Annotated in this window: 20 protein-coding genes and 1 pseudogene; 6 read left to right on the forward strand and 15 right to left on the reverse strand. The window is 66.4% G+C overall.

Going from position 1 to position 21,606, the window contains the following annotated elements; genetic code table 11:
* Window positions 1–38: 38 nt before the first annotated feature.
* Together cysQ and nudE are read right to left on the reverse strand one after the other, a co-directional pair.
* Window positions 39–866 carry a 3'(2'),5'-bisphosphate nucleotidase CysQ gene (gene cysQ / locus B4M43_RS10210; RefSeq protein ID WP_296266642.1) on the reverse strand — a complete coding sequence of 276 codons (828 nt, stop codon included), beginning with the start codon at window positions 864–866 and terminating at the stop codon, window positions 39–41.
* Complete coding sequence (gene nudE / locus B4M43_RS10215; protein WP_296266644.1) at window positions 863–1,429, reverse strand: ADP compounds hydrolase NudE; 567 nt, start codon at window positions 1,427–1,429, stop codon at window positions 863–865. The genes cysQ and nudE overlap by 4 nt, the downstream gene beginning before the upstream one ends.
* 63 nt (window positions 1,430–1,492) lie before the next feature.
* On the opposite strand from nudE, the gene yrfG reads away from it, so the two are divergent.
* On the forward strand, window positions 1,493–2,155 hold the full coding sequence (yrfG, locus tag B4M43_RS10220) for a GMP/IMP nucleotidase (protein WP_296266646.1): 663 nt from the start codon (window positions 1,493–1,495) through the stop codon (window positions 2,153–2,155).
* An 18-nt stretch (window positions 2,156–2,173) separates the two neighbouring features.
* Here the strand turns inward: yrfG and B4M43_RS10225 are convergent, their stop codons facing one another.
* The gene (locus B4M43_RS10225) at window positions 2,174–4,477 is read right to left on the reverse strand and encodes a heavy metal translocating P-type ATPase (RefSeq protein WP_296266647.1); all 2,304 of its coding nucleotides are present in this window, start codon (window positions 4,475–4,477) and stop codon (window positions 2,174–2,176) included.
* 79 nt (window positions 4,478–4,556) lie between these two features.
* On the opposite strand from B4M43_RS10225, the gene cadR reads away from it, so the two are divergent.
* Window positions 4,557–5,000 (forward strand): Cd(II)/Pb(II)-responsive transcriptional regulator, encoded by a 444-nt coding sequence (gene cadR, locus B4M43_RS10230; protein WP_296266649.1) that lies wholly within the window; start codon window positions 4,557–4,559, stop codon window positions 4,998–5,000.
* Between the two features lie 154 nt (window positions 5,001–5,154).
* On the opposite strand, the gene B4M43_RS10235 is transcribed toward cadR, so the two are convergent.
* Entirely contained in the window at window positions 5,155–6,126 is a 972-nt protein-coding gene (locus B4M43_RS10235) for a thymidylate synthase (protein WP_296266650.1), read from the reverse strand.
* 47 nt (window positions 6,127–6,173) lie between these two features.
* Entirely contained in the window at window positions 6,174–6,983 is an 810-nt protein-coding gene (gene lgt / locus B4M43_RS10240) for a prolipoprotein diacylglyceryl transferase (protein ID WP_296266651.1), read from the reverse strand.
* Window positions 6,984–7,228: 245 nt separating this feature from the next.
* Here lgt and B4M43_RS10245 point away from each other — a divergent pair, with 245 nt between their 5' ends.
* Entirely contained in the window at window positions 7,229–8,008 is a 780-nt protein-coding gene (locus tag B4M43_RS10245) for an NRDE family protein (RefSeq protein WP_296266652.1), read from the forward strand.
* A gap of 181 nt (window positions 8,009–8,189) precedes the next feature.
* On the opposite strand, the gene ptsP is transcribed toward B4M43_RS10245, so the two are convergent.
* The 4 genes from ptsP to ilvA all read right to left on the reverse strand — a co-directional run bounded on the left by ptsP (window position 8,190) and on the right by ilvA (window position 13,110).
* On the reverse strand, window positions 8,190–10,469 hold the full coding sequence (ptsP, locus tag B4M43_RS10250; protein WP_296266653.1) for a phosphoenolpyruvate--protein phosphotransferase: 2,280 nt from the start codon (window positions 10,467–10,469) through the stop codon (window positions 8,190–8,192).
* Window positions 10,470–10,491: 22 nt separating this feature from the next.
* Entirely contained in the window at window positions 10,492–10,971 is a 480-nt protein-coding gene (locus B4M43_RS10255; RefSeq protein ID WP_296267315.1) for an RNA pyrophosphohydrolase, read from the reverse strand.
* Between the two features lie 205 nt (window positions 10,972–11,176).
* Window positions 11,177–11,581 carry a DUF2269 family protein gene (locus tag B4M43_RS10260; protein ID WP_296266655.1) on the reverse strand — a complete coding sequence of 135 codons (405 nt, stop codon included), beginning with the start codon at window positions 11,579–11,581 and terminating at the stop codon, window positions 11,177–11,179.
* 14 nt (window positions 11,582–11,595) lie between these two features.
* Window positions 11,596–13,110 carry a threonine ammonia-lyase, biosynthetic gene (ilvA, locus tag B4M43_RS10265; RefSeq protein ID WP_296266657.1) on the reverse strand — a complete coding sequence of 505 codons (1,515 nt, stop codon included), beginning with the start codon at window positions 13,108–13,110 and terminating at the stop codon, window positions 11,596–11,598.
* A 133-nt stretch (window positions 13,111–13,243) separates the two neighbouring features.
* Here ilvA and rpiA point away from each other — a divergent pair, with 133 nt between their 5' ends.
* Complete coding sequence (gene rpiA, locus B4M43_RS10270) at window positions 13,244–13,918, forward strand: ribose-5-phosphate isomerase RpiA (protein WP_296266659.1); 675 nt, start codon at window positions 13,244–13,246, stop codon at window positions 13,916–13,918.
* A 21-nt stretch (window positions 13,919–13,939) separates the two neighbouring features.
* On the opposite strand, the gene B4M43_RS10275 is transcribed toward rpiA, so the two are convergent.
* From B4M43_RS10275 to B4M43_RS10290, 4 genes are all read right to left on the reverse strand, one after another.
* Window positions 13,940–14,851 (reverse strand): SdiA-regulated domain-containing protein, encoded by a 912-nt coding sequence (locus tag B4M43_RS10275; protein ID WP_296266661.1) that lies wholly within the window; start codon window positions 14,849–14,851, stop codon window positions 13,940–13,942.
* Between the two features lie 91 nt (window positions 14,852–14,942).
* Complete coding sequence (locus B4M43_RS10280; RefSeq protein ID WP_296266662.1) at window positions 14,943–15,872, reverse strand: SdiA-regulated domain-containing protein; 930 nt, start codon at window positions 15,870–15,872, stop codon at window positions 14,943–14,945.
* 138 nt (window positions 15,873–16,010) lie between these two features.
* Window positions 16,011–16,676, reverse strand: coding sequence for a fumarylacetoacetate hydrolase family protein (locus B4M43_RS10285; protein WP_296266664.1), 666 nt, complete (start codon window positions 16,674–16,676; stop codon window positions 16,011–16,013).
* A gap of 22 nt (window positions 16,677–16,698) precedes the next feature.
* On the reverse strand, window positions 16,699–18,096 hold the full coding sequence (locus B4M43_RS10290) for an FAD-binding oxidoreductase (protein ID WP_296266666.1): 1,398 nt from the start codon (window positions 18,094–18,096) through the stop codon (window positions 16,699–16,701).
* 183 nt (window positions 18,097–18,279) lie between these two features.
* Between B4M43_RS10290 and serA the strand changes: the two genes are divergently transcribed.
* Window positions 18,280–19,509: a phosphoglycerate dehydrogenase gene (gene serA, locus B4M43_RS10295; RefSeq protein WP_296266668.1), complete on the forward strand. Its 1,230-nt coding sequence runs from the start codon at window positions 18,280–18,282 to the stop codon at window positions 19,507–19,509.
* A 269-nt stretch (window positions 19,510–19,778) separates the two neighbouring features.
* Window positions 19,779–20,231: pseudogene (locus tag B4M43_RS10300) on the forward strand (transporter substrate-binding domain-containing protein); the annotation flags it as partial.
* 178 nt (window positions 20,232–20,409) lie between these two features.
* Here B4M43_RS10300 and B4M43_RS10305 read toward each other — a convergent pair.
* Complete coding sequence (locus tag B4M43_RS10305; protein WP_296266671.1) at window positions 20,410–20,937, reverse strand: DUF523 domain-containing protein; 528 nt, start codon at window positions 20,935–20,937, stop codon at window positions 20,410–20,412.
* A gap of 1 nt (window position 20,938) precedes the next feature.
* Window positions 20,939–21,571, reverse strand: coding sequence for a 2OG-Fe(II) oxygenase (locus tag B4M43_RS10310; RefSeq protein ID WP_296267318.1), 633 nt, complete (start codon window positions 21,569–21,571; stop codon window positions 20,939–20,941).
* Window positions 21,572–21,606 lie beyond the last annotated feature (35 nt).

Here is a 21,606-nt window from a genome sequence, read left to right on the forward strand (position 1 = left end):
AAGTAGCGCGCCTGGCCGCAACGACAGGCCGGCGCCCCTCATACCGTCGACGCCAACCTGACCAGCGCCTCGCGCCAACCCGCCGCCGCCGGCAAGGCCAGGAAGAACGGGTTGAGTAGCGATTCGCGTGCGGGGTAGGTCAAGGGCAGGCCCTCCAGCCCCAGCACCACGCCGCCGGCCCCTTCCACCACGCCCTGCGCTGCCGCTGTGTCCCACTGCGAAGTGGGCGCCAGGCGCGGGTAGCAATCGGCGCTGCCTTCGGCCAGCAGGCAGAATTTCAGCGAGCTGCCGATGTTGGCCAAGGTCAGCTTGCCGACCGCTTCGGACAAGCCATCGAGCAGGATCTGCTGCTGCGGGCTGCTGTGGCGGCGGCTGGCGACCACGGTGAAGCGCTCGCCCACGTCCGGCATGCTACGCACGGCGATGGGCTGCGCTTGCTCACCGGCCTCGGCGCGCCAGGCGCCGAAGGCCTGGCCGCCGAAATAGCACCGGCCGCTGGTGGGCATCGCGACCACGCCGAACACCACTTCGCCGCGCTCGATCAACGCGATGTTGACGGTGAACTCTTCGCTGCCGGCGATGAATTCCTTGGTGCCGTCCAACGGATCGACCAGCCACCAGCGCTGCCAACGCGCGCGCTCTTCCAAAGCGATGCCGCAGTCTTCCTCCGACAGCACCGGAATGTCCGGCGCCAAGGCCTTGAGGCCGTCGAGGATGACGTGGTGGGCGGCGAGGTCCGCCGCGGTCACCGGCGAATCGTCGGCCTTGGCGCTGACCGCCACCTCGGTGCGCCAGAAAGGTAGGATCGCCTCGCCGGCCACGCGGGCCAGCACCACGACTTTGTGCATCAGTTGGGTATCGTTCATGCGCTGAACAGCCCTCGTTGGGTGAGCAGGTCACGCACCAGGTACAGCGCCGCCAGGGCGCGGCCTTCGGAGAACTGCGGGTGGACGGCGAGTGCGGACAGCTCGCGCAGGTTGACGGTGTCGACGCGCATCGGCTCGGGCTCGTCGCCCTCCAGCCGCTCCTCGAAGAGGTCGGTGGCCAGCACCACCTGGATCTTCTGGCTCATGTAGCCCGGCGACAGCGACAGCTCGGTGAGGTGTTCCAGCTCGCGGGCACCGTAGCCGGCCTCTTCCTTGAGCTCGCGATTGGCGGCGGCCAGCACGTCTTCGCCCGGCTCGATCAGGCCCTTGGGCAGCGACAGCTCGTAGGCGTCGGTGCCGCCGCAGTACTCCTCCACCAGCAGCGCCCGCTCGGCGTCGAGCATGGCCACGATCATCACCGCGCCACGGCCGGTGCCGCTGCCGACCAAGCGCTCATATGTGCGCTCGACGCCGTTGCTGAAACGCAACTCTACGGATTCGACACGGAACAGGCGGCTGCTGGCGACGATCTCGCGGCTCAGGACGGTGGGTTTCTGGCGCATGGGAGGCTCCTTGACATGAACGGGTTACTATACCGTGGCTGGCCTACCCTACGAGAGTTTCCCATGGCACTTCTTCCCTGGTCCGACATCGACACCGTGCTGCTCGACATGGACGGCACCCTGCTCGACCTGCACTACGACAACCACTTCTGGTTGCAGCACCTGCCGCAACGCTATGCCGAGCTGCACGGGGTGAGCCGGGCGATGGCCGAACTGGAGCTGCAACCGTTGTTCGAGCGCAATGCCGGCACCTTGAACTGGTACTGCCTGGACTTCTGGAGCCGCGAACTGAAGCTGCCGATCCGCGAGCTGAAGCAGGAACTGGCCGAGCTGATCGCCCTGCGCCCCGATGCTCCGGCGTTCCTGACGGCGATCCGCGACGCCGGCAAGCGCGTGGTGCTGATCACCAACGCGCACCGCGATTCGCTGTCGTTGAAACTGGAGCGGGTCGAGCTGGCGCCGTATTTCGAGCGGCTGATCAGCTCCCACGACTATGGCTTCCCCAAGGAAAGCCCGCAGTTCTGGGACGCGCTGCGCGCCGATTTGAATTTCGACCCGGCGCGCAGCCTGTTCATCGACGACACCCTGGCAATCCTGCGCAGCGCGCGGCGCTTCGGCGTGGCGCACCTGCTGGCGGTGCTCAGGCCCGACAGCAAAGCGGCGGTGCGCGACACCCAGGAATTCGCTGCGGTGGACGATTACCACACCCTGTTGCAGGGTCTGTGACCGCGCAGGCCCGCGCGCCTACTTGCGCAACAAGCGCAAGCCGTTGAACACCACCAGCAAACTCACGCCCATGTCGGCGAACACCGCCATCCACAAGGTCGCCAGCCCGGCGAAGGTGATCGCCAGGAAGATCGCCTTGATGCCCAGGGCCAGGACGATGTTCTGCACCAGGATCGCACGGGCCTGGCGCGACAGCCGCACGAACGCCGGAATCTTGCGCAGGTCGTCGTCCATCAGCGCCACGTCGGCGGTTTCGATGGCGCTGTCGCTGCCCGCCGCGGCCATGGCGAAGCCGATTTCGGCGCGGGCCAGGGCCGGGGCATCGTTGATGCCGTCGCCGACCATACCGACGCGATGCCCTTGGGCGTACAGCCCTTCGATGGCCTTCAATTTGTCTTCCGGCAGCAGGTTGCCCTCGGCACGGTCGATGCCCACCTGGGCGGCGATGGCCTCGGCGGTGTGCGGGTTGTCGCCGGTCAGCATGAGGGTCTTGATGCCCAGCGCATGCAGCTCGGCGATCGCCTCGCGGCTGCTGGGCTTGACCGTGTCGGCCACGGCGAACAGGGCCAGCGGGCCGCGCTCGTCGAGCAGCAGCACCACGGTCTTGCCCTGGCGCTCCAGGCCGTCGAGGGTCGCCTCCAGCGCCGGCGAGCACAGGCCCAGCTCTTCCACCAGGCGATGGTTGCCCAGGTGGTAGCGCCGGCCGCCGATCTCGCCGCGTACACCGCGCCCGCCCAAGGCTTCGAACTGCGCCACGTCCTGCACGGCCAGGCCCTGCTGCGCGCCGAACTGGGCGATGGCGCGCGACACCGGGTGGTCGGAACGTGCGCCGAGACTGGCCGCGAGTGCCTGGGCCTGGTGTTCGAAGGCCGGGTCGAGCACTTGGAAGTCGGTCTGCACCGGCTTGCCATGGGTCAGCGTTCCGGTCTTGTCCAGCGCCAGCACATCGAGCGTGCGCCCGCCTTCGAGGTAGACCCCGCCCTTGATCAGGATGCCCTTGCGCGCCGCCGCGGCCAGGCCGCTGACGATGGTCACCGGGGTGGAGATCACCAGGGCGCACGGGCAGGCCACCACCAACAGCACCAGCGCGCGGTAGACCCAGTCGAACCAGGCCGCGCCGGTGAACAGCGGCGGCAGCACGGCGATTGCCAGCGCCAAGGCAAACACCACCGGGGTGTATACCCGCGAGAAGCGGTCGACGAAGCGCTGGGTCGGCGCACGGCTGCCCTGGGCCTGCTCGACCGCCTTGATGATGCGCGCCAGGGTCGACTGCCCAGCCAGTGCCGTGACCCGGTACTCCAGCGCGCCGGCCTGGTTGATGGTGCCGGCGAACAGCGCATCGCCCACGCCCTTCTCCACCGGCAGGCTTTCGCCGGTGATCGGCGCCTGGTCGACGCTCGACTGACCGCTGAGCACCTGGCCGTCCAGGCCGATGCGCTCGCCGGGCTTGACCCGCACCCGCGCCTCGAGCGCCACCTCACGCACGTCCACCTCGCGCCATTGGCCGTCGGCCTGCTGCACCGTAGCGCGGTCGGGGCTCAGTTGCATCAAACCGCCGATGGCGTTGCGCGCGCGGTCCAGCGAGCGCGCCTCGATCAGCTCGGCGACGCTGAACAGCACCATGACCATGGCCGCTTCCGGCCATTGCCCGATCAGCACCGCGCCGGTGACGGCGATGCTCATCAGCGCGTTGATGTTCAGGTTGCGGTTCTTCAGGGCGATCCAGCCCTTCTTGTAAGTGCCCAGACCACAGCCGAGGATCGCCGCCAACGCCAGCAGTGCCACCAACCATTCGGGACCGGCACCGCTGAAGTGCACCAGCTCCGCCGCCAGGGCCGCTATGCCCGACAGCGCCAGCGGCCACCAGCGGGTGCGCGACGCCGGGCTCACGGCGGCGCTGTCGTCGCTGTCCGCCAGGGGTTCGGCGTGCATGCCCAGGCTGGCGATGACGCTCTCGATGGCGGCCGTTCCGGCCAGGGTGTGGCGCACGCCGAGGATGCGGTTGATCAGGTTGAACTCCAGTTGTTCGACGCCGGGCAGCTTGGCGAGCTTGTCCTGGATCAGGGTCTGTTCGGTGGGGCAGTCCATGGCTTCGATGCGGAAACGGCTGAGCTGGGCGTCGCTGCTGGCGCGCTCGGTGAAGCGAACCTGGGCGGGGGCTGGCTGGGCACTGCAGCAGGTGTCTGCTTGGTGGGCATGGCCATGGTTGGATTCGGCATGCTCGTGATCGTGATCGTGATCGTGATCGTGATCGTGATCGTGATCGTGATCGTGATCGTGATCGTGATCGTGGCGATGCTGGGGCTGGGTGGGCAGGTTCATTCAAGGGTCCTCGAGGGCGCTTGTTGCCAAGTGAACACCCTGTAGCCACTATAGGGTCAAGCTTTCCTGGAGAATGACGATGAAGATCGGTGAACTGGCCAAGCTGACCGAGTGCGCGGTCGAAACCATCCGCTACTACGAGCGCGAGCGTCTGCTCCCCGAACCCGCGCGCAGCGAAGGCAACTACCGGCAATACACCCAGGCCCACGCCGAGCGCCTGACCTTCATCCGCAACTGCCGCACCCTGGACATGACCCTCGACGAAATCCGCAGCCTGCTGAACCTGCGTGACAGCCCCGAGGGCCAGTGCGGCAGCGTCAATGCGCTGATCGACGAGCACATCGAGCATGTGCAGGCGCGCATCGATGGGTTGCAGGCGCTACAGCGGCAGTTGGTGGAACTGCGCCAGCGCTGTCGCGAGCAAGGGGCGGAATGCGCGATCCTGCAGCGCTTGGAGGTCACCGGCGCGGTGACGGCGCCGGAGGGGGAGCCTTCCCATGTGGGCCGTAGCCATGGGCATTGAGGGCCGGATCAACGACCTCGGGTAAGGTGGCTGTCTGCGCTGCAACGTATGCCATGGGGCGTCGTGGGAAGAGCGAAAAGCTATCGGGTCAGCGCCCTTTGGGACTCGTCGGAGCGCCGACGGGGGCGCTCCTGACTGAGGTACAGGGTATGGGTCAGACCGCCATCGGCGCCGTCAGCGGCGGATGGTGCTCGTAGCCTTCGAGGGTGAAGTCGCTCGGCTCGATCTTCTCCAGCCACTCAGGCTCGTACTTGCCCGTCTCGGCGAACGCCGGCACGCGGTCGCTGATGCGTAGCGTCGGGGCCGGCAGCGGTTCGCGGGTGAACTGCTCGTTGAGCATGTCCAGGTGGTTTTCATAGACGTGCGCATCGCCGATGAAATAGGTGAACCAGCGCGGCGTGTAACCGGTCAGGCGACCGAACAGCGACAGCAGCGCCGCGCCTTCGGTGAGGTTGAAGGGTGTGCCCAGGCCCAGATCGTTCGAGCGGATGTACAAGGTCAGCGAGAGCTCGCGCTTCGCCACGTCCGGGTGGAACTGGTACAGCAGGTGGCATGGCGGCAGAGCCATCTCGTCGAGCTGCGCGCAGTTCCAGCCGTGGAACAGAATGCGCCGGCTGCCGGGGTCGTTGACGATGGTGTCCAGGCATTGGCGCACCTGGTCGATGGCCTTGTAGAGGATGACGAACGCCTGGCCGTCTTCTTCGTCCTGGGCGATCCGGCGGTAGCCTTGCTGCTCGGCCATGGCGATGGCCTCGGGGTTGCCCAGCGCGATGCGCTTGTAACCCGGCCATTGCCGCCATTGCACGCCGTAGATCTCCCCAAGGTCGTCTTCGCCCTGACGGAACGGATTGGCCAACCATTGCGCGTTCTCGTTGGCGTTCTGGTCCCAGACCTTGCAGCCCAGGTCGCGGAACTGACCGGCGTTCTTCACGCCGCGCAGAAAGCCGACCATCTCGCCGATGGCCGATTTGAAGGCCAGGCGGCGGGTGGTGATGGCGGGGAAACCTTGCTGCAGATCGAAGCGCAGCATGGCGCCGGGGCGGCTGATGGTGCGGGTGCCGGTGCGGTTTTCCTGCAGCGTGCCGTTGTCGATGACGTCACGCACCAGGTCTAGGTACTGTTTCATGGCTTACCTGTAACAAGGCGGCCGAGACATGGCCCCGGCCGCGGGAATCATTTGACGGCCGTTGCCGTGGGCTGGCGATTATACGCCCACCAGATCAGCCCCAGGCCGCCGACGATCATCGGCACGCACAGCACCTGACCCATGGTCAGCCAACCGAATGCGAGGTAGCCGAGCTGGGCGTCGGGCACGCGCACGAATTCGACGATGAAGCGGAAGATGCCGTAGAACAGCGCGAACATGCCGGAGACGGCCATGGTCGGGCGCGGCTTGCGCGAATACAGCCAGAGGATGGCGAACAGCGCCACGCCTTCGAGGGCGAACTGGTACAGCTGCGAAGGGTGGCGCGGCAATTGCGCCGGGTCGCTGTAGGGCGGGAAGACCATGGCCCATGGCACGTCGCTGGGTTTGCCCCACAGCTCGGCGTTGATGAAGTTGCCGATGCGCCCGGCGCCCAGACCGATCGGCACCATGGGCGCGACGAAGTCCATCAGTTCGAAGAACGACTTGTTGTGCCGTTTGCCGAACCACAGCGCGGCGAGCATCACGCCGATGAAACCACCGTGGAACGACATGCCGCCCTTCCACACCTCGAAGATCAACAGCGGATTGGCAATGTAGGCTTCCAGGTCGTAGAACAGCACATAGCCGAGCCGCCCACCGACGATCACGCCCATCGACAGCCAGAACACCAGGTCGGAAAGCTTTTCGCGGCTCCAGGTGGGGTCGAAGCGGTTCAGTCGGCTCGCGGCCAGTAGCCAGGCGCCGCCGATGCCCACCAGGTACATCAAGCCGTACCAGTGGATTTTCAGCGGCCCGATGGCCAGGGCCACGGGGTCGATCTGCGGGTAAGGCAGCATGGTGATTCCTCTTGATTCAAATCGGAAAGCCGACGCCGACGAAGGCTCGGCATGGCGGCAAGGCCGCCACTGGACAGCACAGCACGTAGAGTACGAACGCCAAACGGCGTTCCCTGGGTTGAGTCAGTGCGGCATGGTAGCGGAAGGCGGGCCTGCCGCTCCAGCCTGGGGGGAAATGTGTCGGCGTGCGAGATGGTCGGCGGGCGGCAGGCTGGGTAGAGTGGCGCAAACCCTGGAGGCGACCCATGTGCCTGATCGTATTCGCCTGGCGGCCGGGCCATGCCCTACCGTTGATCGTGGCGGCCAACCGCGACGAATTCTACGCCCGCCCTACCCAACCGCTGGCCGCCTGGCGCGACGCGCCGGGGGTGTACGCCGGGCGCGACCTGCAAGCCGGCGGCAGTTGGCTGGGCGTGGGGCCCGGTGGCCGCTTCGCCGCGCTGACCAACATCCGCGACCCTGACCAGCCTCCCGGGCTGCGCTCGCGGGGCGAACTGGTGGCGGGCTTTCTGCGTGGCCATGACCCGGTGCCCAACGCCCTGGCGCGGTCGGCCGAACAGCACCGTGAATATGCGGGGTTCAACCTGCTACTGGGCGATGGGCAGCATCTGGGCTACCTCAACGCGCAGCAGGCGCAGCCGCAACTATTGGAACCGGGCGTATATGGCCTGTCCAACGCGCGCCTGGACACGCCCTGGCCCAAGCTGACCAAAGCGCGCGAACGTTTACGCGCTCAACTGCACGCCCCCGACCCGGCGCAACTACTGGCGCTGCTGGCGGACGCGCGGGTGGCGAGCGACGGGGAATTGCCGGAAACGGGCGTGGGGTTGGACACCGAGCGCCTGCTGTCGAGCGTGTTCATCGCCAGCGCGCATTACGGCACCCGCGCCAGCACCGTGCTGATCGTCGACGCGCAGGGCAACCGGCGCATGGTCGAGCGCAGTTTCGGGCCTTGTGGCGGGCATTTGGGGGATGTCGTATTGGAGCTGGGCGGGGGCTTGAGTTTGGCTGGGCGCAGCGACTAAGACGCTCTGCGTCACGGTGCCTATCAGTTAAACCGAGGCAGCGTTGATTGGGGCTGCTTTGCAGCCCATCGCGGCTGAAGCCGCTCCCACACTCTGTTGGGGCGGCCCAGCGGCCCCGACTGCTTGTTTGACCGGCATTAGCCTGCGCCCAACCTTCTGACCGGCGATCGATAGGGGGCGCCTACAGCGGCGTCTTCGCCCCCGGCCCGATCATGCGTGACAGGCCCAGGTTCTTCAGCGCCAGTTGCAAGGCGCTGTGGGTCAGCTGCGGGTTGTCGTGGCTCATGGCGTCGGCCAGCAGTTCGCGGGCCTTTTCCAGGCTGACCTGGCGCAGCATCCACTTCACCTTGGGCAGGTTGGTGGCGTTCATCGACAGGCTGTCGAAGCCCATGGCCATGAGCAGGATGGCCGCCGCCGGGTCGCCCGCCATCTCGCCGCAGATGCTCACCGGGCGGCCTTCGCCGTGGGCGTCGCGCACCACCGTCTGCAAGGCCTGCAACACCGCCGGGTGCAGGTAGTCGTAGAGGTCGGCGACGCGCGGGTTGTTGCGGTCCACCGCCAGCAGGTACTGGGTCAGATCGTTGGAACCGACCGAGAGGAAATCGACCTGGCGCGCCAGCTCGCGGGTCTGGTACACGGCGGCCGGAATCTCGACCATCACGCCTACCGGCGGCATCGGCACGTCGGTGCCTTCGTCGCGCACCTCGCCCCAAGCCCTGTGGATAAGGTGCAGCGCCTCTTCCAGCTCGTGGATGCCGGAGATCATCGGCAGCAGGATGCGCAGGTTGTTCAGGCCTTCGCTGGCCTTGAGCATGGCGCGGGTCTGCACCAGGAAGATTTCCGGGTGGTCGAGGGTGACGCGGATGCCGCGCCAGCCGAGGAAGGGGTTCTCTTCCTTGATGGGGAAGTACGACAGCGCCTTGTCACCGCCGATGTCGAGGGTGCGCATGGTCACCGGCAGCGGGTGGAAGGCCTGCAGCTGCTCGCGGTAGATCGCCAGTTGCTCCTTCTCGCTGGGGAAGCGCTGGTTGATCATGAACGGCACTTCGGTGCGGTACAGCCCCACCCCTTCGGCGCCGCGCTGCTGGGCGCGGGCCACGTCGGCCAGCAGGCCGGTGTTGACCCACAGCGGCATGCGGTGGCCGTCAGGGGTCACGCAGGGCAGTTCGCGCAGGGCGTCGAGGCCCTGGGCCAGTTGCCGCTCCTCCTCCACCACCTCGCTGTACTGCTTGCGCAGCACTTCGCTGGGGTTGGTGAAGACTTCGCCCTTGTAGCCGTCGACGATCAGCTCGATGCCGTCGACCTTCGAGTACGGCAGGTCGACCAGGCCCATGACCGTTGGGATGCCCATGGCCCGCGCCAGGATCGCCACATGGGAGTTGCCCGAGCCCAGCACCGACACCAGCCCGACCAGCTTGCCCTCGGGCACCTCGCCGAGCATGGCCGGGGTCAGCTCCTCGCTGACCAGGATGGTGTTGTCGGCGTACACCAGCGACAGCGAACGCGCCTCCTGCAGATAGGCCAGCAGGCGTCGACCGAGGTCCTTGACGTCGGAGGCGCGCTCGCGCAGGTAGTCGTCGTCCATCAGTTCGAAGCGGTTGACGTGCTCGGTGACCACCTGGCGCAGCGCGCCCTGGGCCCACTGCCCTGACTTGATGACGGCGACCACTTCGCCGCCGAGGGCGGCGTCTTCGAGCATCATCAGGTACACGTCGAACAGCGCCCGCTCTTCGGGGCGCAACTGGGTGGCGAGCTTGGCCGAGAGCTTGCGCATGTCGGCGCGCACACCTTCGAGCGCGTTGCTGAACAGGGCCAGCTCGGCGTCGATGTCTTCGACGGTTTTGTCCGGCACGACGTCCAGGTCCGCTGGCGGCAGCATCACCACAGCGCGGCCGACCGCGGCACCGGGCGAGCCCGGCACGCCGACGAAGCGCGCTTCCTGGATGCCCTTGCCCTGGCGCCCCAGGCCGCGGATCGAACCGGTGGCCTCGGCATGGGCGATGACCCCGGCCAGTTGCGCGCTCATGGTGACCAGGAAGGCCTCTTCGCCCTCGTCGAACTGGCGGCGCTCCTTCTGCTGGATGACCAGCACGCCGACCACCCGGCGATGGTGGATGATCGGCGTACCGAGGAAGGAGGCGAAACGCTCTTCGCCGGTTTCGGCGAAATAGCGGTAGCGCGGATGTGCGGCGGCGTCTTCGAGGTTGAGCGGCTCCTCGCGGGTGCCGACCAGGCCGACCAGGCCCTCGTTGGGCGCCATGCTGACCTTGCCGATGGAGCGCTTGTTCAGGCCCTCGGTGGCCATCAGCACGAAACGGTTGCTATCCGGGTCGAGCAGGTACACCGAGCAGACCTGGCTGGCCATGGCTTCCTTGACGCGCAAGACGATGATACCCAGCGCCGTCTTGAGATCTTTGGCGGAGTTCACTTCCTGGACGATCTTGCGCAGCGTATTGAGCATGGCTCGGGGTCGGACTCCGTGGTCAGTCGCGCATCAGCAAGCGCGGGGCAAGCTCTTTTAACGCGCGGCGGTAGACCTCGCGCTTGAATGTCACCACCTGGCCCAGCGGATACCAGTAGCTGACCCAGCGCCAGCCGTCGAACTCCGGTTTTCCGGTCAGGTCCATGCGCACCCGCTGCTCGTTGGTGACCAAGCGCAGCAGGAACCATTTCTGCTTCTGGCCGATGCACAGCGGTTGGCTGTGGGTCCGCACCAGACGTTGCGGTAGACGATAACGCAGCCAGCCGCGCGTGCAGGCAAGGATTTCCACGTCATCACGGTCCAGGCCGACTTCTTCATTCAGCTCGCGGTACAGGGCATCTTCCGGCGTTTCGTCAGGGTTGATGCCGCCCTGAGGAAATTGCCAGGCATCCTGGTTGATCCGCCGAGCCCATAACACCTGTCCGACATCATTCGTAAGAATGATCCCGACATTGGGACGAAAACCATCCGGGTCGATCACGGCCGCAACCTCGAAAACGCATGTCGCCGCATTGTTCCACAAAGCTTGCGAGCGCAGCAACGCGCCCGCTGCGCTTATCTGCGGCAAGCTCGATGGCAAGCGATTGGAGGCCTGTGCGCCGGCTTGCGCGCGTCGGGCGGCAACCCGTCGAGCGGGGCTGCGGTACATCTATAGCCCCTGACGATGAACGCCCGATGACAACGCCTCAGAGCGGCTTGATGCCCATCAGTGCGGCGATGCCCAATAGGCAGGCGCCGCCGAAGACGGCCAGCGCCACGGTCAGGCGCGACCGGCGGGCTTGGACGCGGCGCAGACGCAGCACGAGCCAGGCCAAGGCGACCAGGGCCAGGCCATAGAGCACGCTGGAAGCCAGCAACCAGGTCTGCCCCAGTGGCCAGCCGATCAAGTGCACCAGCCACCAGCCGCTGACCGGCAGGCTGAGCAGGCACAGCCCCATCCCCAAGCCTGCCCACCACTGCGGCCTGCGCAGTGCCGGGGCGGGTGCCGGCACAGGGACGCGCCAGGCCCACACCGCCAGGCCCAAGGCGATGCCCAGGGTCAGCAGCGCGGCCAGCAAGTGCAGGGCCTTGATCGTGCTCAGGTGCTCCATGGCAAGCCCGCCCTCTAGCCCAGGAACAGCCGGTAGGCCGGGTTGTCGGTCTCGTCCCAGTACGGGTAGCCGATCTTGGCCAGCGCCGCAGGCACCAGGTGGCGCTCGTCTTCGGGCACCTGCAGGCCGGCGACCACCCGGCCGTCGGCCGCGCCATGGTTGCGGTAGTGGAACATGGAAATGTTCCAGCGCCCGCCCAGTTTGGTGAGGAAGTTGAACAGCGCGCCCGGCCGCTCGGGGAATTCGAAGCGCAGCACGATTTCATCGTGGGCCTTGGCCGAATGCCCGCCGACCATATGGCGGATGTGCAGCTTGGCCAGTTCGTTGTCGGTCAGGTCGGTGACCGGGAAGCCCTGGTCGCGCAGGTGCTGAACCAGCGCCGCACGGGGGTCGGTGTCGGGATGGGTCTGCACGCCGACGAAGATGTGCGCCTCGTCCGCGGTGTGCTTGCGGTAGTTGAACTCGGTGATCTGGCGTTTGCCGACCGCCTCGCAGAACGCCCTGAAGCTGCCCGGCCGTTCGGGAATGGTGACGGCGATGATCGCCTCGCGCTTCTCGCCCAGCTCGGCGCGTTCGGCCACGTGGCGCAAGCGGTCGAAGTTGACGTTGGCGCCCGAATCGATGGCCACGAAGGTGTGGCCGGTGAGGCCCATGGTCTCGACGTACTTCTTGATCCCTGCCACGCCCAAGGCGCCGGCGGGTTCGGTGATCGAGCGGGTATCGTCGTAGATGTCCTTGATCGCCGCACAGATCTCGTCGGTGCTCACCGTCAGCACTTCGTCGACGTGCAGCCGGCAGATGTCGAAGGTGTGTTGGCCGATCTGCGCCACTGCCACGCCGTCGGCGAACAGCCCCACCTGCGGCAGCACCACGCGCTCGCCGGCGGCCATGGCCGCTTGCAGGCAGTTGGAGTCGTCCGGCTCGACGCCAATGATCTTGATCTCCGGGCGCAGGTACTTCACGTACGCGGCGATGCCGGCGATCAGCCCGCCGCCGCCGACCGGCACGAAGATCGCATCGAGCCGGCCCGGGTGTTGGCGCAGGATTTCCATGGCCACGGTGCCCTGCCCGGCGATGGTGTGCGGGTCGTCGTAGGGATGGATGTAGACGAAGCCCTTTTCTTCGACCAGTTTCAGCGAGAAGGCCAGCGCCTCGGGAAACGAGTCGCCGTGCAGCACGACTTTGCCGCCGCGCGAGCGCACGCCTTCGATCTTGATCTCCGGGGTGGTCTTGGGCATGACGATGGTGGCTTTGATGCCCAGCTCGCGCGCCGCCAGGGCCAGGCCTTGGGCATGGTTGCCGGCCGAAGCTGTGACCACGCCACGCGCCAGTTCTTCGGGGGCCAGCTGCGCCAGCTTGTTGTAGGCGCCGCGAATCTTGAAGGAGAACACCGGCTGCAAGTCTTCGCGCTTGAGCAGAATCTGGTTGCCCAAGCGGCGGCTGAGCTGCCCGGCGCTGTGCAGCGGGGTTTCGACCGCAACGTCGTAGACGCGCGAGGTGAGGATCTTCTTGACGTACTGTTCGAGCATCGGGGAAGCACACTGGTCGGCGGGGCGGGGCCTAGGAGTCTACCGCAGCGTCCTGTCGGGCGACCACAGCAACGGTCGGCAAGTCGTTATACTGCCGGCCTTCGAACCCACCCCCGCCCCTCACGGAGCCCGCATGACCCAGGACCAACTCAAACAGGCCGTCGCCCAGGCCGCCGTCGACCTCATCCTGCCCAAACTGGACGCGCGCAGCGTAGTCGGTGTCGGCACCGGTTCCACGGCCAACTTCTTCATCGATGCCCTGGCTCAGCACAAGACCGCCTTCGACGGCGCCGTGGCCAGCTCCGAAGCCACCGCCGTGCGCCTGAAGAACCATGGCATCCCGGTGTACGAGCTCAACAGCGTCGATGCCCTGGAGTTCTACGTCGACGGCGCCGACGAGAGCGACCGGCACCTGAACCTGATCAAGGGCGGTGGCGCGGCCCTGACCCGCGAGAAGATCGTCGCCGCTGTGGCGCGCACCTTCGTCTGCATTGCCGACGCCAGCAAGCTGGTGCCGGTACTGGGCGCCTTCCCGCTGCCGGTCGAAGTCATTCCCATGGCTCGCAGCCATGTGGCGCGCGAGCTGGTCAAGCTGGGCGGCGACCCGGTCTACCGCGAAGGCGTGGTGACCGACAACGGCAACCTGATCCTCGATGTGCACAACTTCGAGATCACCGACCCGCGCCTGCTGGAAACCCAGATCAACGCCATCGTCGGCGTCGTCACCAACGGCCTGTTCGCTGCCCGCCCGGCCGATGTGCTGCTGCTCGGCACCGAGCACGGCGTGCAGACCCTCAAGGCCGAGTAAGCCCGACGTTTCGAGCCGCGCTCAGTCCGCCTGCGGCTCGAACACGTAGAACAGGTTGGGCTCGCTGACCAGGTAGATCGTCCCCGCCGCATCCATCGCCAGGCCTTCTGCCTGCGGCACGGTGCGTTTCAAGCCGTTATAGCCCTTGCGCAGCGACAGCGTGCTGAGCGGCTTTCCTTCGACGCTCAGCTCCAGCACCAGACGCGACTCGTCCGACAGCGCCAACAAGTGGCCGCTGCGCTCGTCGAACTGCAAGCTCGACAGGTCGCGCACGAACAGCCGCGAATCGCGCTCGCGGTCCTGCACCACGTGCACCGCGTAAGGCTGCTCAGGGTTCTGGTTGGGGAAGCCGCGCACCTCGTAGATCACCATCGGGTCGCGTTCCTTGGCCACGAACAGGCGCTTGCCCAGCGAATCGTAGGCCAGGCCTTCGAAACCTTTATTGCCGTTGAGGCCGATGCCCAGGGTCAGTTGTTCGGCGTTGGCGGCGTCGAGCGTGGTGGTGTGCGCGTCCAGATGCACCAGGATCAGCCGCTGCTGGCGCTCGTCGGTGATGACGAAACGGTCGGGGCCGACGTACTCGACCGCTTCCGGGTCGCCGAAGCCGACCAATGCCACGCGCCGCAGGATGCGGCCGTCGAGCGACAATTCGATGAGCTCGGAGCGGGCATTGGTGACGGTGAAGAGGGTCTTGCGCTCGGGGTCGTAGGTCAACGCCGAGACGTCGTCTTCCAGACCTTCGATGGGCTGCGCCTGGACCGTGGCGCGGTAGCGCTGCAGGGCGATGCCTTCCGGGGCCGGCTGCCACCAGGTCTTGACGTTGAACCAGCCACGCTCGAACAGGCGGAACTCCTGGGCGGCCGCGCCCAACCCCAGCAGCAGGCACAGCCCGACGACCGACAACAGCACAGGCAAACAGAAAAAACGACGCATGAACGACGACTCGACGGAAAAGGTGACGAATCTAATCACGAACAGCTGAAGCAGGGCTTAAGTATTGCGTAGGAAAACTCAACAAAAGCGATCAGTTCTTCTTGAAGCGGTAGAACAGATCCGGTTCGCTGACCATGTACAGCGTGCCCTCGTCGTCCATCGCCACGCCCTCGGCACGCGGGATGTGCGACGCCAAGCCGTTGAAGCCGCCCAGCAAGGTCATGAAACTGACCTGCTCGCCCTCTTCGTCCAGCTCCAGCAGCATGTGCGAGTCGGCCGACAGGGCCAGCAGATGCTGCGTACGCGGGTCCACCCCGACCGCCGACAGGTTGCGCAAATCCAGCTGGTCGCTGGGCAATGGGTATTTGGCCCCGCGCAATGGGCCGTGCCCGTCGGTGTCCCAGGCGTACAGCTGCGGCGGGCGTTCCTCGCCGATCACCAGGCGCTTGCGCTGGGCGTCCCAGGCGACGGCTTCGAAGCCTTTGTTGCCCTCGGGCGAGACGCCGAGGTCGTAGGCGGGGAAATTGGCACGGTCGAGCTCGCGGGTCTGCGCATCGACCTTGACCAGCACCAGGTCGTGCTGGCGCTCGTCGACGATGGCGAGCTGGCCGTTTTCCATCACCGCCACGCCTTCGGGGTTGCTCCAACCAAGCAGGGGGATCTTGCGCAGCACGTCGCCGTCGAGGCTGAGCTCGACCAGGAACGGGTGCTTGCCCATCACCGAAAACAGCGTGCGCGTGGTGGGATTGAAGGCCAGGTCCGAAGCTTCGTCGTCGCCAATGCCCTCGAGCACCTTGGCGTCGATGTCGGCCACGTAGTCGGGCAACCATACGCTCTCCTGACGCTCGGCCGAGCTTTGCAGGCTCTCCTGCATCCATAGCAGGGCGCGGTCGTCCCAGTGCATGGCCACGGCCAGGCCGGCGCCGAGCACGACCGTCACCGCCAGCCAGAACGGCCAACGGCGCCAGGGGGCGCGGCTGGGTTGGGACGGGGCATGCGGAAGGGAGGAAGCGCTGGGCATGGCTGCAATCACCTGAAACGTGCGCACTCCTGCGAACGCGAAGGCCGTACGACGGCCCCCGCACTGCCATGGAGCGCCTGGGAAAGGACTCGGCGATTATCCACAACGATTGTGAAAAAAGGGTAAAGCGCTCTCGGCTTACAGCACGCGGGTTTCGAAGCGGCTGACGCCCGGCAGTTCCAGTACCAGCTCGTCGCCCGACTCGAACGGCCCGACACCGGCCGGCGTACCGGTCAGGATCACGTCGCCCGCTTGCAGGGAAAACTGCGCGGCCATGTGCTGGATGATCGCCACGATGGGGTTGAGCATCATGGCGCTGTTGCCGTCCTGGCGCACTTCGCCGTTGATGGTCAGGCGGATCGGGATATCGTTGACGTCGGCGAAGGTGCCCGGCGAGACGAAAGGCGGCAGCACGCAGGCGCCGTCGAAGCACTTGGCCAGTTCCCAGGGCAGGCCCTTGTCCTTGAGCGTGCCTTGCAGGTCGCGCAAGGTCAGGTCGAGGGCCGGCGCGAAGCCGGAAATGGCATCGAGTACCTGCTCGGGGCTGGCCCCGGCCGACAGAGGCTTACCCAGCAGCACGGCGATTTCCGCCTCGTAATGCACCGAGCCACGGCCTTCGGGAATCTTGAAACCGCCCTCGGCCGGCACCACGCAACTGCCCGGTTTGATGAACAGCAATGGTTCGCTGGGAATCGGGTTGTTCAGCTCCTTGGCGTGCTCGGCGTAATTGCGCCCCACGCACACCACCTTGCCCAGGGGAAAGTGGCTGCGCGTGCCGTCTACGTACTGATGCTGGTAACTCATGGCCGACTCCGTTTGCTGATTGTCATTCGGGAGCGAAGATCTTACCCGGATTCAGAATGCCGTTCGGGTCGAATACCGCCTTGATGGCCTTCATGCAGGCGATCTCCTCGGGGGAACGGCTGTAGTGCAGGTAGTCGCGTTTGGTCATGCCCACGCCGTGCTCGGCGGAAATCGAGCCCTGGAAGCGTTCGACGATCTCGAACACCCACTGGTTGACCTTGGCGCAGCGGGCGAAGAACGCGTCCTTGTCCATGGCCGCAGGCTTGAGGATGTTCAGGTGCAGGTTGCCGTCGCCGATGTGCCCGTACCAGACCACTTCCAGATCGGGGTAGTGCTGCGCGACCACGGCGTCGATCTCGCGCAGGAAGGCCGGCACCTTGGCCACCGTCACCGAGACGTCGTTCTTGTAGGGCGTGAAATGCGAGATGGTTTCCGACAGGTACTCGCGCAGCTTCCACAGGTTGCGCAGCTGGGTTTCGCTCTGGCTCATCACCCCGTCGAGCACCCAACCCTGCTCCACGCAGTGCTCGAAGGTGGCCAGCGCCTGTTCGGACACTGCCTCGGTGCTGGCCTCGAACTCCAGCAGGGCATAGAAGGGGCAACTGCTGGCGAACGGCGCCGGTACGTCGCCACGGGCAAGAATGTGCGCCAGGCCTTTGTCGGAAAAGAACTCGAACGCGGTGAGGTCGAGTTGGCCTTGGAAGGCGTGCAGCACCGGCATGATGGAATCGAAGTCCGGCGTGCCCAGGACCATGGCCGTGAGGTTGCGCGGCGCGCGTTCCAGGCGCATGGTCGCTTCGACCACGAACCCCAGCGTGCCCTCTGCACCGATGAACAGGTGGCGCAGGTCGTAGCCGGTGGCGTTCTTCACCAGGCCTTTGTTCAGGTCCAGCAGTTCGCCCGTGCCGGTGACCACCTTCAGGCCGGCGACCCAATTGCGCGTCATGCCGTAGCGGATCACCTTGATGCCGCCGGCATTGGTGCCGATGTTGCCGCCCAGCTGGCTGGAGCCGGACGAGGCGAAATCCACCGGGTAATACAGCCCCTGCTCTTCGGCGAAGCGCTGCAACTGCTGGGTGACGACGCCGGGCTGGCACACCACGCTGCGGTCCACGCCATCGAAGGCGAGGATCCGGTTCATCTGGTCGAAGGCCACCACCACTTCGCCCCGGGCCGCCACGGCAGCCGCCGACAGGCCGGTGCGCCCGCCCGAGGGCACCAACGCCACCCGATGGCGGTTGGCCCAGCGCACGATGGCCTGCACCTGTTCGACGGTTCTGGGCAGCACCACGGCGCTGGGCGCGGGGGCGTAATGGTGGGTCCAGTCCTTGCCATAGGCCTGTAGCGAGGCAGGGTCGGTGAGCACGTGGGCGGGAGCGACCAGGGCGGTCAGTTCCGTGAGGGCTGCGGCATCGGTCATGGCGGATCACTCGAACTATTCATGGTCACCCTGAGCACGCTTCATGTGGCGCGTTCAGTTCCTAGCGTGTCGCGTATGGTAGCATCTGGCCCCCGTTGTCCGTGCTAGGCACCGCCTGAAGGGCCCCGTCGCCGCGCCGCCGCAACGCTCGCCATTTTTTCTCCGGGATACAGGTTCACGCACATGAGCAAGACCTCTTTGGAAAAGAGCAAGATCAGGTTCCTTCTGCTGGAAGGTGTGCACCAGAACGCCGTCGACGTACTGAAGGCCGCTGGTTATTCCAACATCGAGTACCTCACCGGTTCGCTGCCTGAAGCCGAACTCAAGGAAAAGATCGCGGACGCCCACTTCATCGGTATTCGCTCGCGCACGCAACTGACCGAAGAGATCTTCGACTGTGCGAAGAAACTGGTCGCGGTAGGCTGCTTCTGCATCGGCACCAACCAGGTCGACCTCAATGCCGCCCGCGAGCGCGGCATCGCGGTGTTCAACGCGCCCTACTCCAACACCCGTTCGGTGGCCGAGCTGGTGCTGGCCGAGGCCATCCTGCTGCTGCGCGGCATTCCCGAGAAAAACGCCTCCTGCCACCGTGGCGGCTGGATCAAGAGCGCGGCCAACTCGTTCGAGATCCGCGGCAAGAAGCTGGGCATCGTCGGCTACGGCTCAATCGGCACCCAGTTGTCGGTGCTGGCCGAAAGCCTAGGCATGCAGGTCTACTTCTACGATCCGCTGACCAAGCTGCCATTGGGCAACGCCACCCAGGTGGGTTCGCTGAATGAACTGCTGGGCCTGGCCGACATCGTGTCCCTGCACGTGCCTGAGCTGCCGTCCACCCAGTGGATGATCGGCGAGAAGGAAATCCGGGCCATGAAGAAGGGCGCGATCCTGATCAACGCCGCCCGCGGCACCGTGGTCGAGCTCGACCACCTGGCCGCCGCGATCAAGGACAAGCACCTGATCGGCGCCGCCATCGACGTGTTCCCGGTCGAACCGCGCTCCAACGACGAAGAGTTCGAAAGCCCGCTGCGCGGTCTGGACAATGTCATCCTCACTCCGCACATCGGTGGTTCGACCGCCGAGGCCCAGGCCAACATCGGTCTGGAAGTGGCGGAGAAGCTGGTCAAGTACAGCGACAACGGCACCTCCGTGTCGTCGGTCAACTTCCCCGAAGTGGCCCTGCCGGCCCACCCGGGCAAGCACCGTCTGCTGCACATCCACCGCAACATTCCGGGCGTGCTCAGCGAGATCAACAGCCTGTTCGCGGAAAACGGCATCAACATCTCCGGCCAGTTCCTGCAGACCGACGACAAGGTCGGCTACGTGGTCATCGACGTCGACGCCGAATACTCGGACCTGGCGCAAGAGAAGCTGCAGCACGTCAAAGGCACGATCCGCTCGCGCGTATTGTTCTAACGCCTTGCCAGAGCGGCTGGACCGGAACTCCGGTTCAGCCGTTGCGGGTCGCGACGCGAACCCATGCCGCCATCGGACGTCGGGCAGTGCGCGACGTGCGAAGCGCAGCGGCTACCGCCGGCAAGACCGACCGCGCCCATACAGCGGCAAAAACTCCGCCGCCAGGCAAACCTAACCCCACCTCCACTGTCATAGGCTGCGCTCGACCGGGCCGGCCACGCTGTGCACAATGCCCGGCGCTACCCTCACACGACAGTAAGGAACTCCCCATGCGTTCATCCCTAGGCGTACTGCTCGCAGTACTGATCAGTCCGTTGGCCCAGGCCGAGCTGCTGGACGAAGTCAACGACCGGGGCGAACTGCGTATCGCGGTGCAAGCCGAGCACGCACCCTACGTCTTCAAGGACGGCGAGCACCTGACCGGCTTCGATGTCGAGTTCGGCCAGGCCCTGGCCGCTGAACTGGACCTGCGCGCCACCTTCCTCGAGGCGCCGGCCGATGGGCTGTTGGAAGGGGTCGAGAGCGGTCTGTACGACATCGCCCTGGACGAACAACCGCTGCCTGCCACGGCCGCTGTCGGCAGCAGCCAATCCTACGGCGCGGCCTCGCGGGTGGTCCCGTTCCAGAGGGACAACCCCGCCTTCGAAAGCGCGGTGAACAACGCGCTGCAACGGCTGGACAAGAGTGGCCGGCTGGGCGAACTGGAAACCAAGTGGCTCAAGCCTGGGGCCATGGCCGCCGAAGCGGCGAACGCATCCAAGGCCCCGGCTGCGTCCTCGGAAGCGGCGCAGACGCCCGCGATTGCGGATGCGCCCTCCGAGGCAGCGCAGACACCCGAGACCCCGAACACGTCCTCCGAAGCGGCGAAAGCACCCGAAACGCCAGCTGCGGCAGCGCCGTCTACGGACGCTGAGCCTCGCTGACCTCGGCGGCCGGCGCCAACAGCGCTTCAGCCGCTTCTTCCAGCTGCAATTCGCTGAACACCCGCACCCCCTCGCGGCGCAGCAGCGCTGCCGTGACGCCCTCCCCCGACACCTTCACCCCGCTGAAGCTGCCGTCGTAGGTCAGGCGATTGCCGCACGACGGGCTGCCGGCCTTGAGCACGGCCAGGGTGATGCCGTGCTCGCGCACCAGGGCCAACGCCCGCTGGGCACCGGTCAGGAACGCGGCGGTCAGGTCGTCGGCCGCCTGGGTCAGCACCCGCGTCTGGCCATCGAGCACCTGCCCACCCTGACCGCCCGCAATTTCCGCCGCCGGCCGTGGCGTCGGCAACCCACCAGCCACTTCCGGGCACAACGGCACCACACGGCCTTCGGCCTCCCAGCGCTGCAACAGGTCGGGATGGCCGCTGGCTCGGCCGTCGTAGCGTACCGGCCGGCCTAGCAGGCAAGCGCTGACCAGGACTTTTCCGAGCGGCGGACGGCCCATGTCAGAACGGCTCGTTGCCACGGCGGCGGAACCAGCCGGTGAGCGACAGCCGCTCGCGTTGGGTCGCCAACACTTCGTGGGGGACTTCGCCCGACAGGAACACCACCAGGGAACCTGCCACCGGCGCGACGTCGAGCACGTCCCGTTCGCCGAGGAACAGTCGCAGCTCGCCGCCATCGCCGGGCTGCCAGGCCTCGTTGAGGTAGAGCACCGTCGAAACCGTGCGCCGGTCGTCGTCGCGGAAGCGGTCCAGGTGACGACGGTAGAAGGCACCGGGCGGGTACAGGGCGAAGTGGCACTCGAAATCTTCCAAGCCCAGGAACAGGCCGCGATTGAGGTCCAGGCGCAGGCTGTCCATGACCGCCAGGTAACGGTCGCAGGCCTGGGTCTCGCCCGGTTCGAGCCATTGCGTCTGGTCGCCGCGCACGGCCTCGCGCACGGTCTGGGCATCGCCCCGGCCGATGGCCGCCGGGCTCAGTTCGCCTTGGGCCGAACGGCGCAGGCAATCGGCGGCCAAGGCGCGGGTCAGTTCGGCGGGCAGGAACAGGGTCTGCCGCGACCAGCCACGCTGGGCCAGGTCGTCGACGATGGTCGATGACATCGGGTGTTCGAGAGGTAGGGTCATGGCCGGCATCATAGCCCCAAGCCCGGCCGCCGCACAGCACCGTC

It is taken from the genome of Pseudomonas sp. UBA6562, from assembly GCF_002434265.1.
Taxonomy (GTDB): domain Bacteria; phylum Pseudomonadota; class Gammaproteobacteria; order Pseudomonadales; family Pseudomonadaceae; genus Aquipseudomonas.

Coding starts and splice junctions, on each gene's coding strand:
- B4M43_RS10245 (WP_296266652.1), top strand. CDS start 7,229: ATGTGCCTGATCGTATTCGCCTGGCGGCCGGGCCATGCCCTACCGTTG.
- cysQ (WP_296266642.1), bottom strand. CDS start 866: ATGAACGATACCCAACTGATGCACAAAGTCGTGGTGCTGGCCCGCGTG.
- cadR (WP_296266649.1), top strand. CDS start 4,557: ATGAAGATCGGTGAACTGGCCAAGCTGACCGAGTGCGCGGTCGAAACC.
- B4M43_RS10275 (WP_296266661.1), bottom strand. CDS start 14,851: ATGCGTCGTTTTTTCTGTTTGCCTGTGCTGTTGTCGGTCGTCGGGCTG.
- B4M43_RS10235 (WP_296266650.1), bottom strand. CDS start 6,126: ATGAAACAGTACCTAGACCTGGTGCGTGACGTCATCGACAACGGCACG.
- B4M43_RS10310 (WP_296267318.1), bottom strand. CDS start 21,571: ATGCCGGCCATGACCCTACCTCTCGAACACCCGATGTCATCGACCATC.
- B4M43_RS10280 (WP_296266662.1), bottom strand. CDS start 15,872: ATGCCCAGCGCTTCCTCCCTTCCGCATGCCCCGTCCCAACCCAGCCGC.
- B4M43_RS10225 (WP_296266647.1), bottom strand. CDS start 4,477: ATGAACCTGCCCACCCAGCCCCAGCATCGCCACGATCACGATCACGAT.
- B4M43_RS10285 (WP_296266664.1), bottom strand. CDS start 16,676: ATGAGTTACCAGCATCAGTACGTAGACGGCACGCGCAGCCACTTTCCC.
- lgt (WP_296266651.1), bottom strand. CDS start 6,983: ATGCTGCCTTACCCGCAGATCGACCCCGTGGCCCTGGCCATCGGGCCG.
- B4M43_RS10260 (WP_296266655.1), bottom strand. CDS start 11,581: ATGGAGCACCTGAGCACGATCAAGGCCCTGCACTTGCTGGCCGCGCTG.
- B4M43_RS10290 (WP_296266666.1), bottom strand. CDS start 18,096: ATGACCGATGCCGCAGCCCTCACGGAACTGACCGCCCTGGTCGCTCCC.
- B4M43_RS10305 (WP_296266671.1), bottom strand. CDS start 20,937: ATGGGCCGTCCGCCGCTCGGAAAAGTCCTGGTCAGCGCTTGCCTGCTA.
- yrfG (WP_296266646.1), top strand. CDS start 1,493: ATGGCACTTCTTCCCTGGTCCGACATCGACACCGTGCTGCTCGACATG.
- rpiA (WP_296266659.1), top strand. CDS start 13,244: ATGACCCAGGACCAACTCAAACAGGCCGTCGCCCAGGCCGCCGTCGAC.
- nudE (WP_296266644.1), bottom strand. CDS start 1,429: ATGCGCCAGAAACCCACCGTCCTGAGCCGCGAGATCGTCGCCAGCAGC.
- ilvA (WP_296266657.1), bottom strand. CDS start 13,110: ATGCTCGAACAGTACGTCAAGAAGATCCTCACCTCGCGCGTCTACGAC.
- ptsP (WP_296266653.1), bottom strand. CDS start 10,469: ATGCTCAATACGCTGCGCAAGATCGTCCAGGAAGTGAACTCCGCCAAA.
- serA (WP_296266668.1), top strand. CDS start 18,280: ATGAGCAAGACCTCTTTGGAAAAGAGCAAGATCAGGTTCCTTCTGCTG.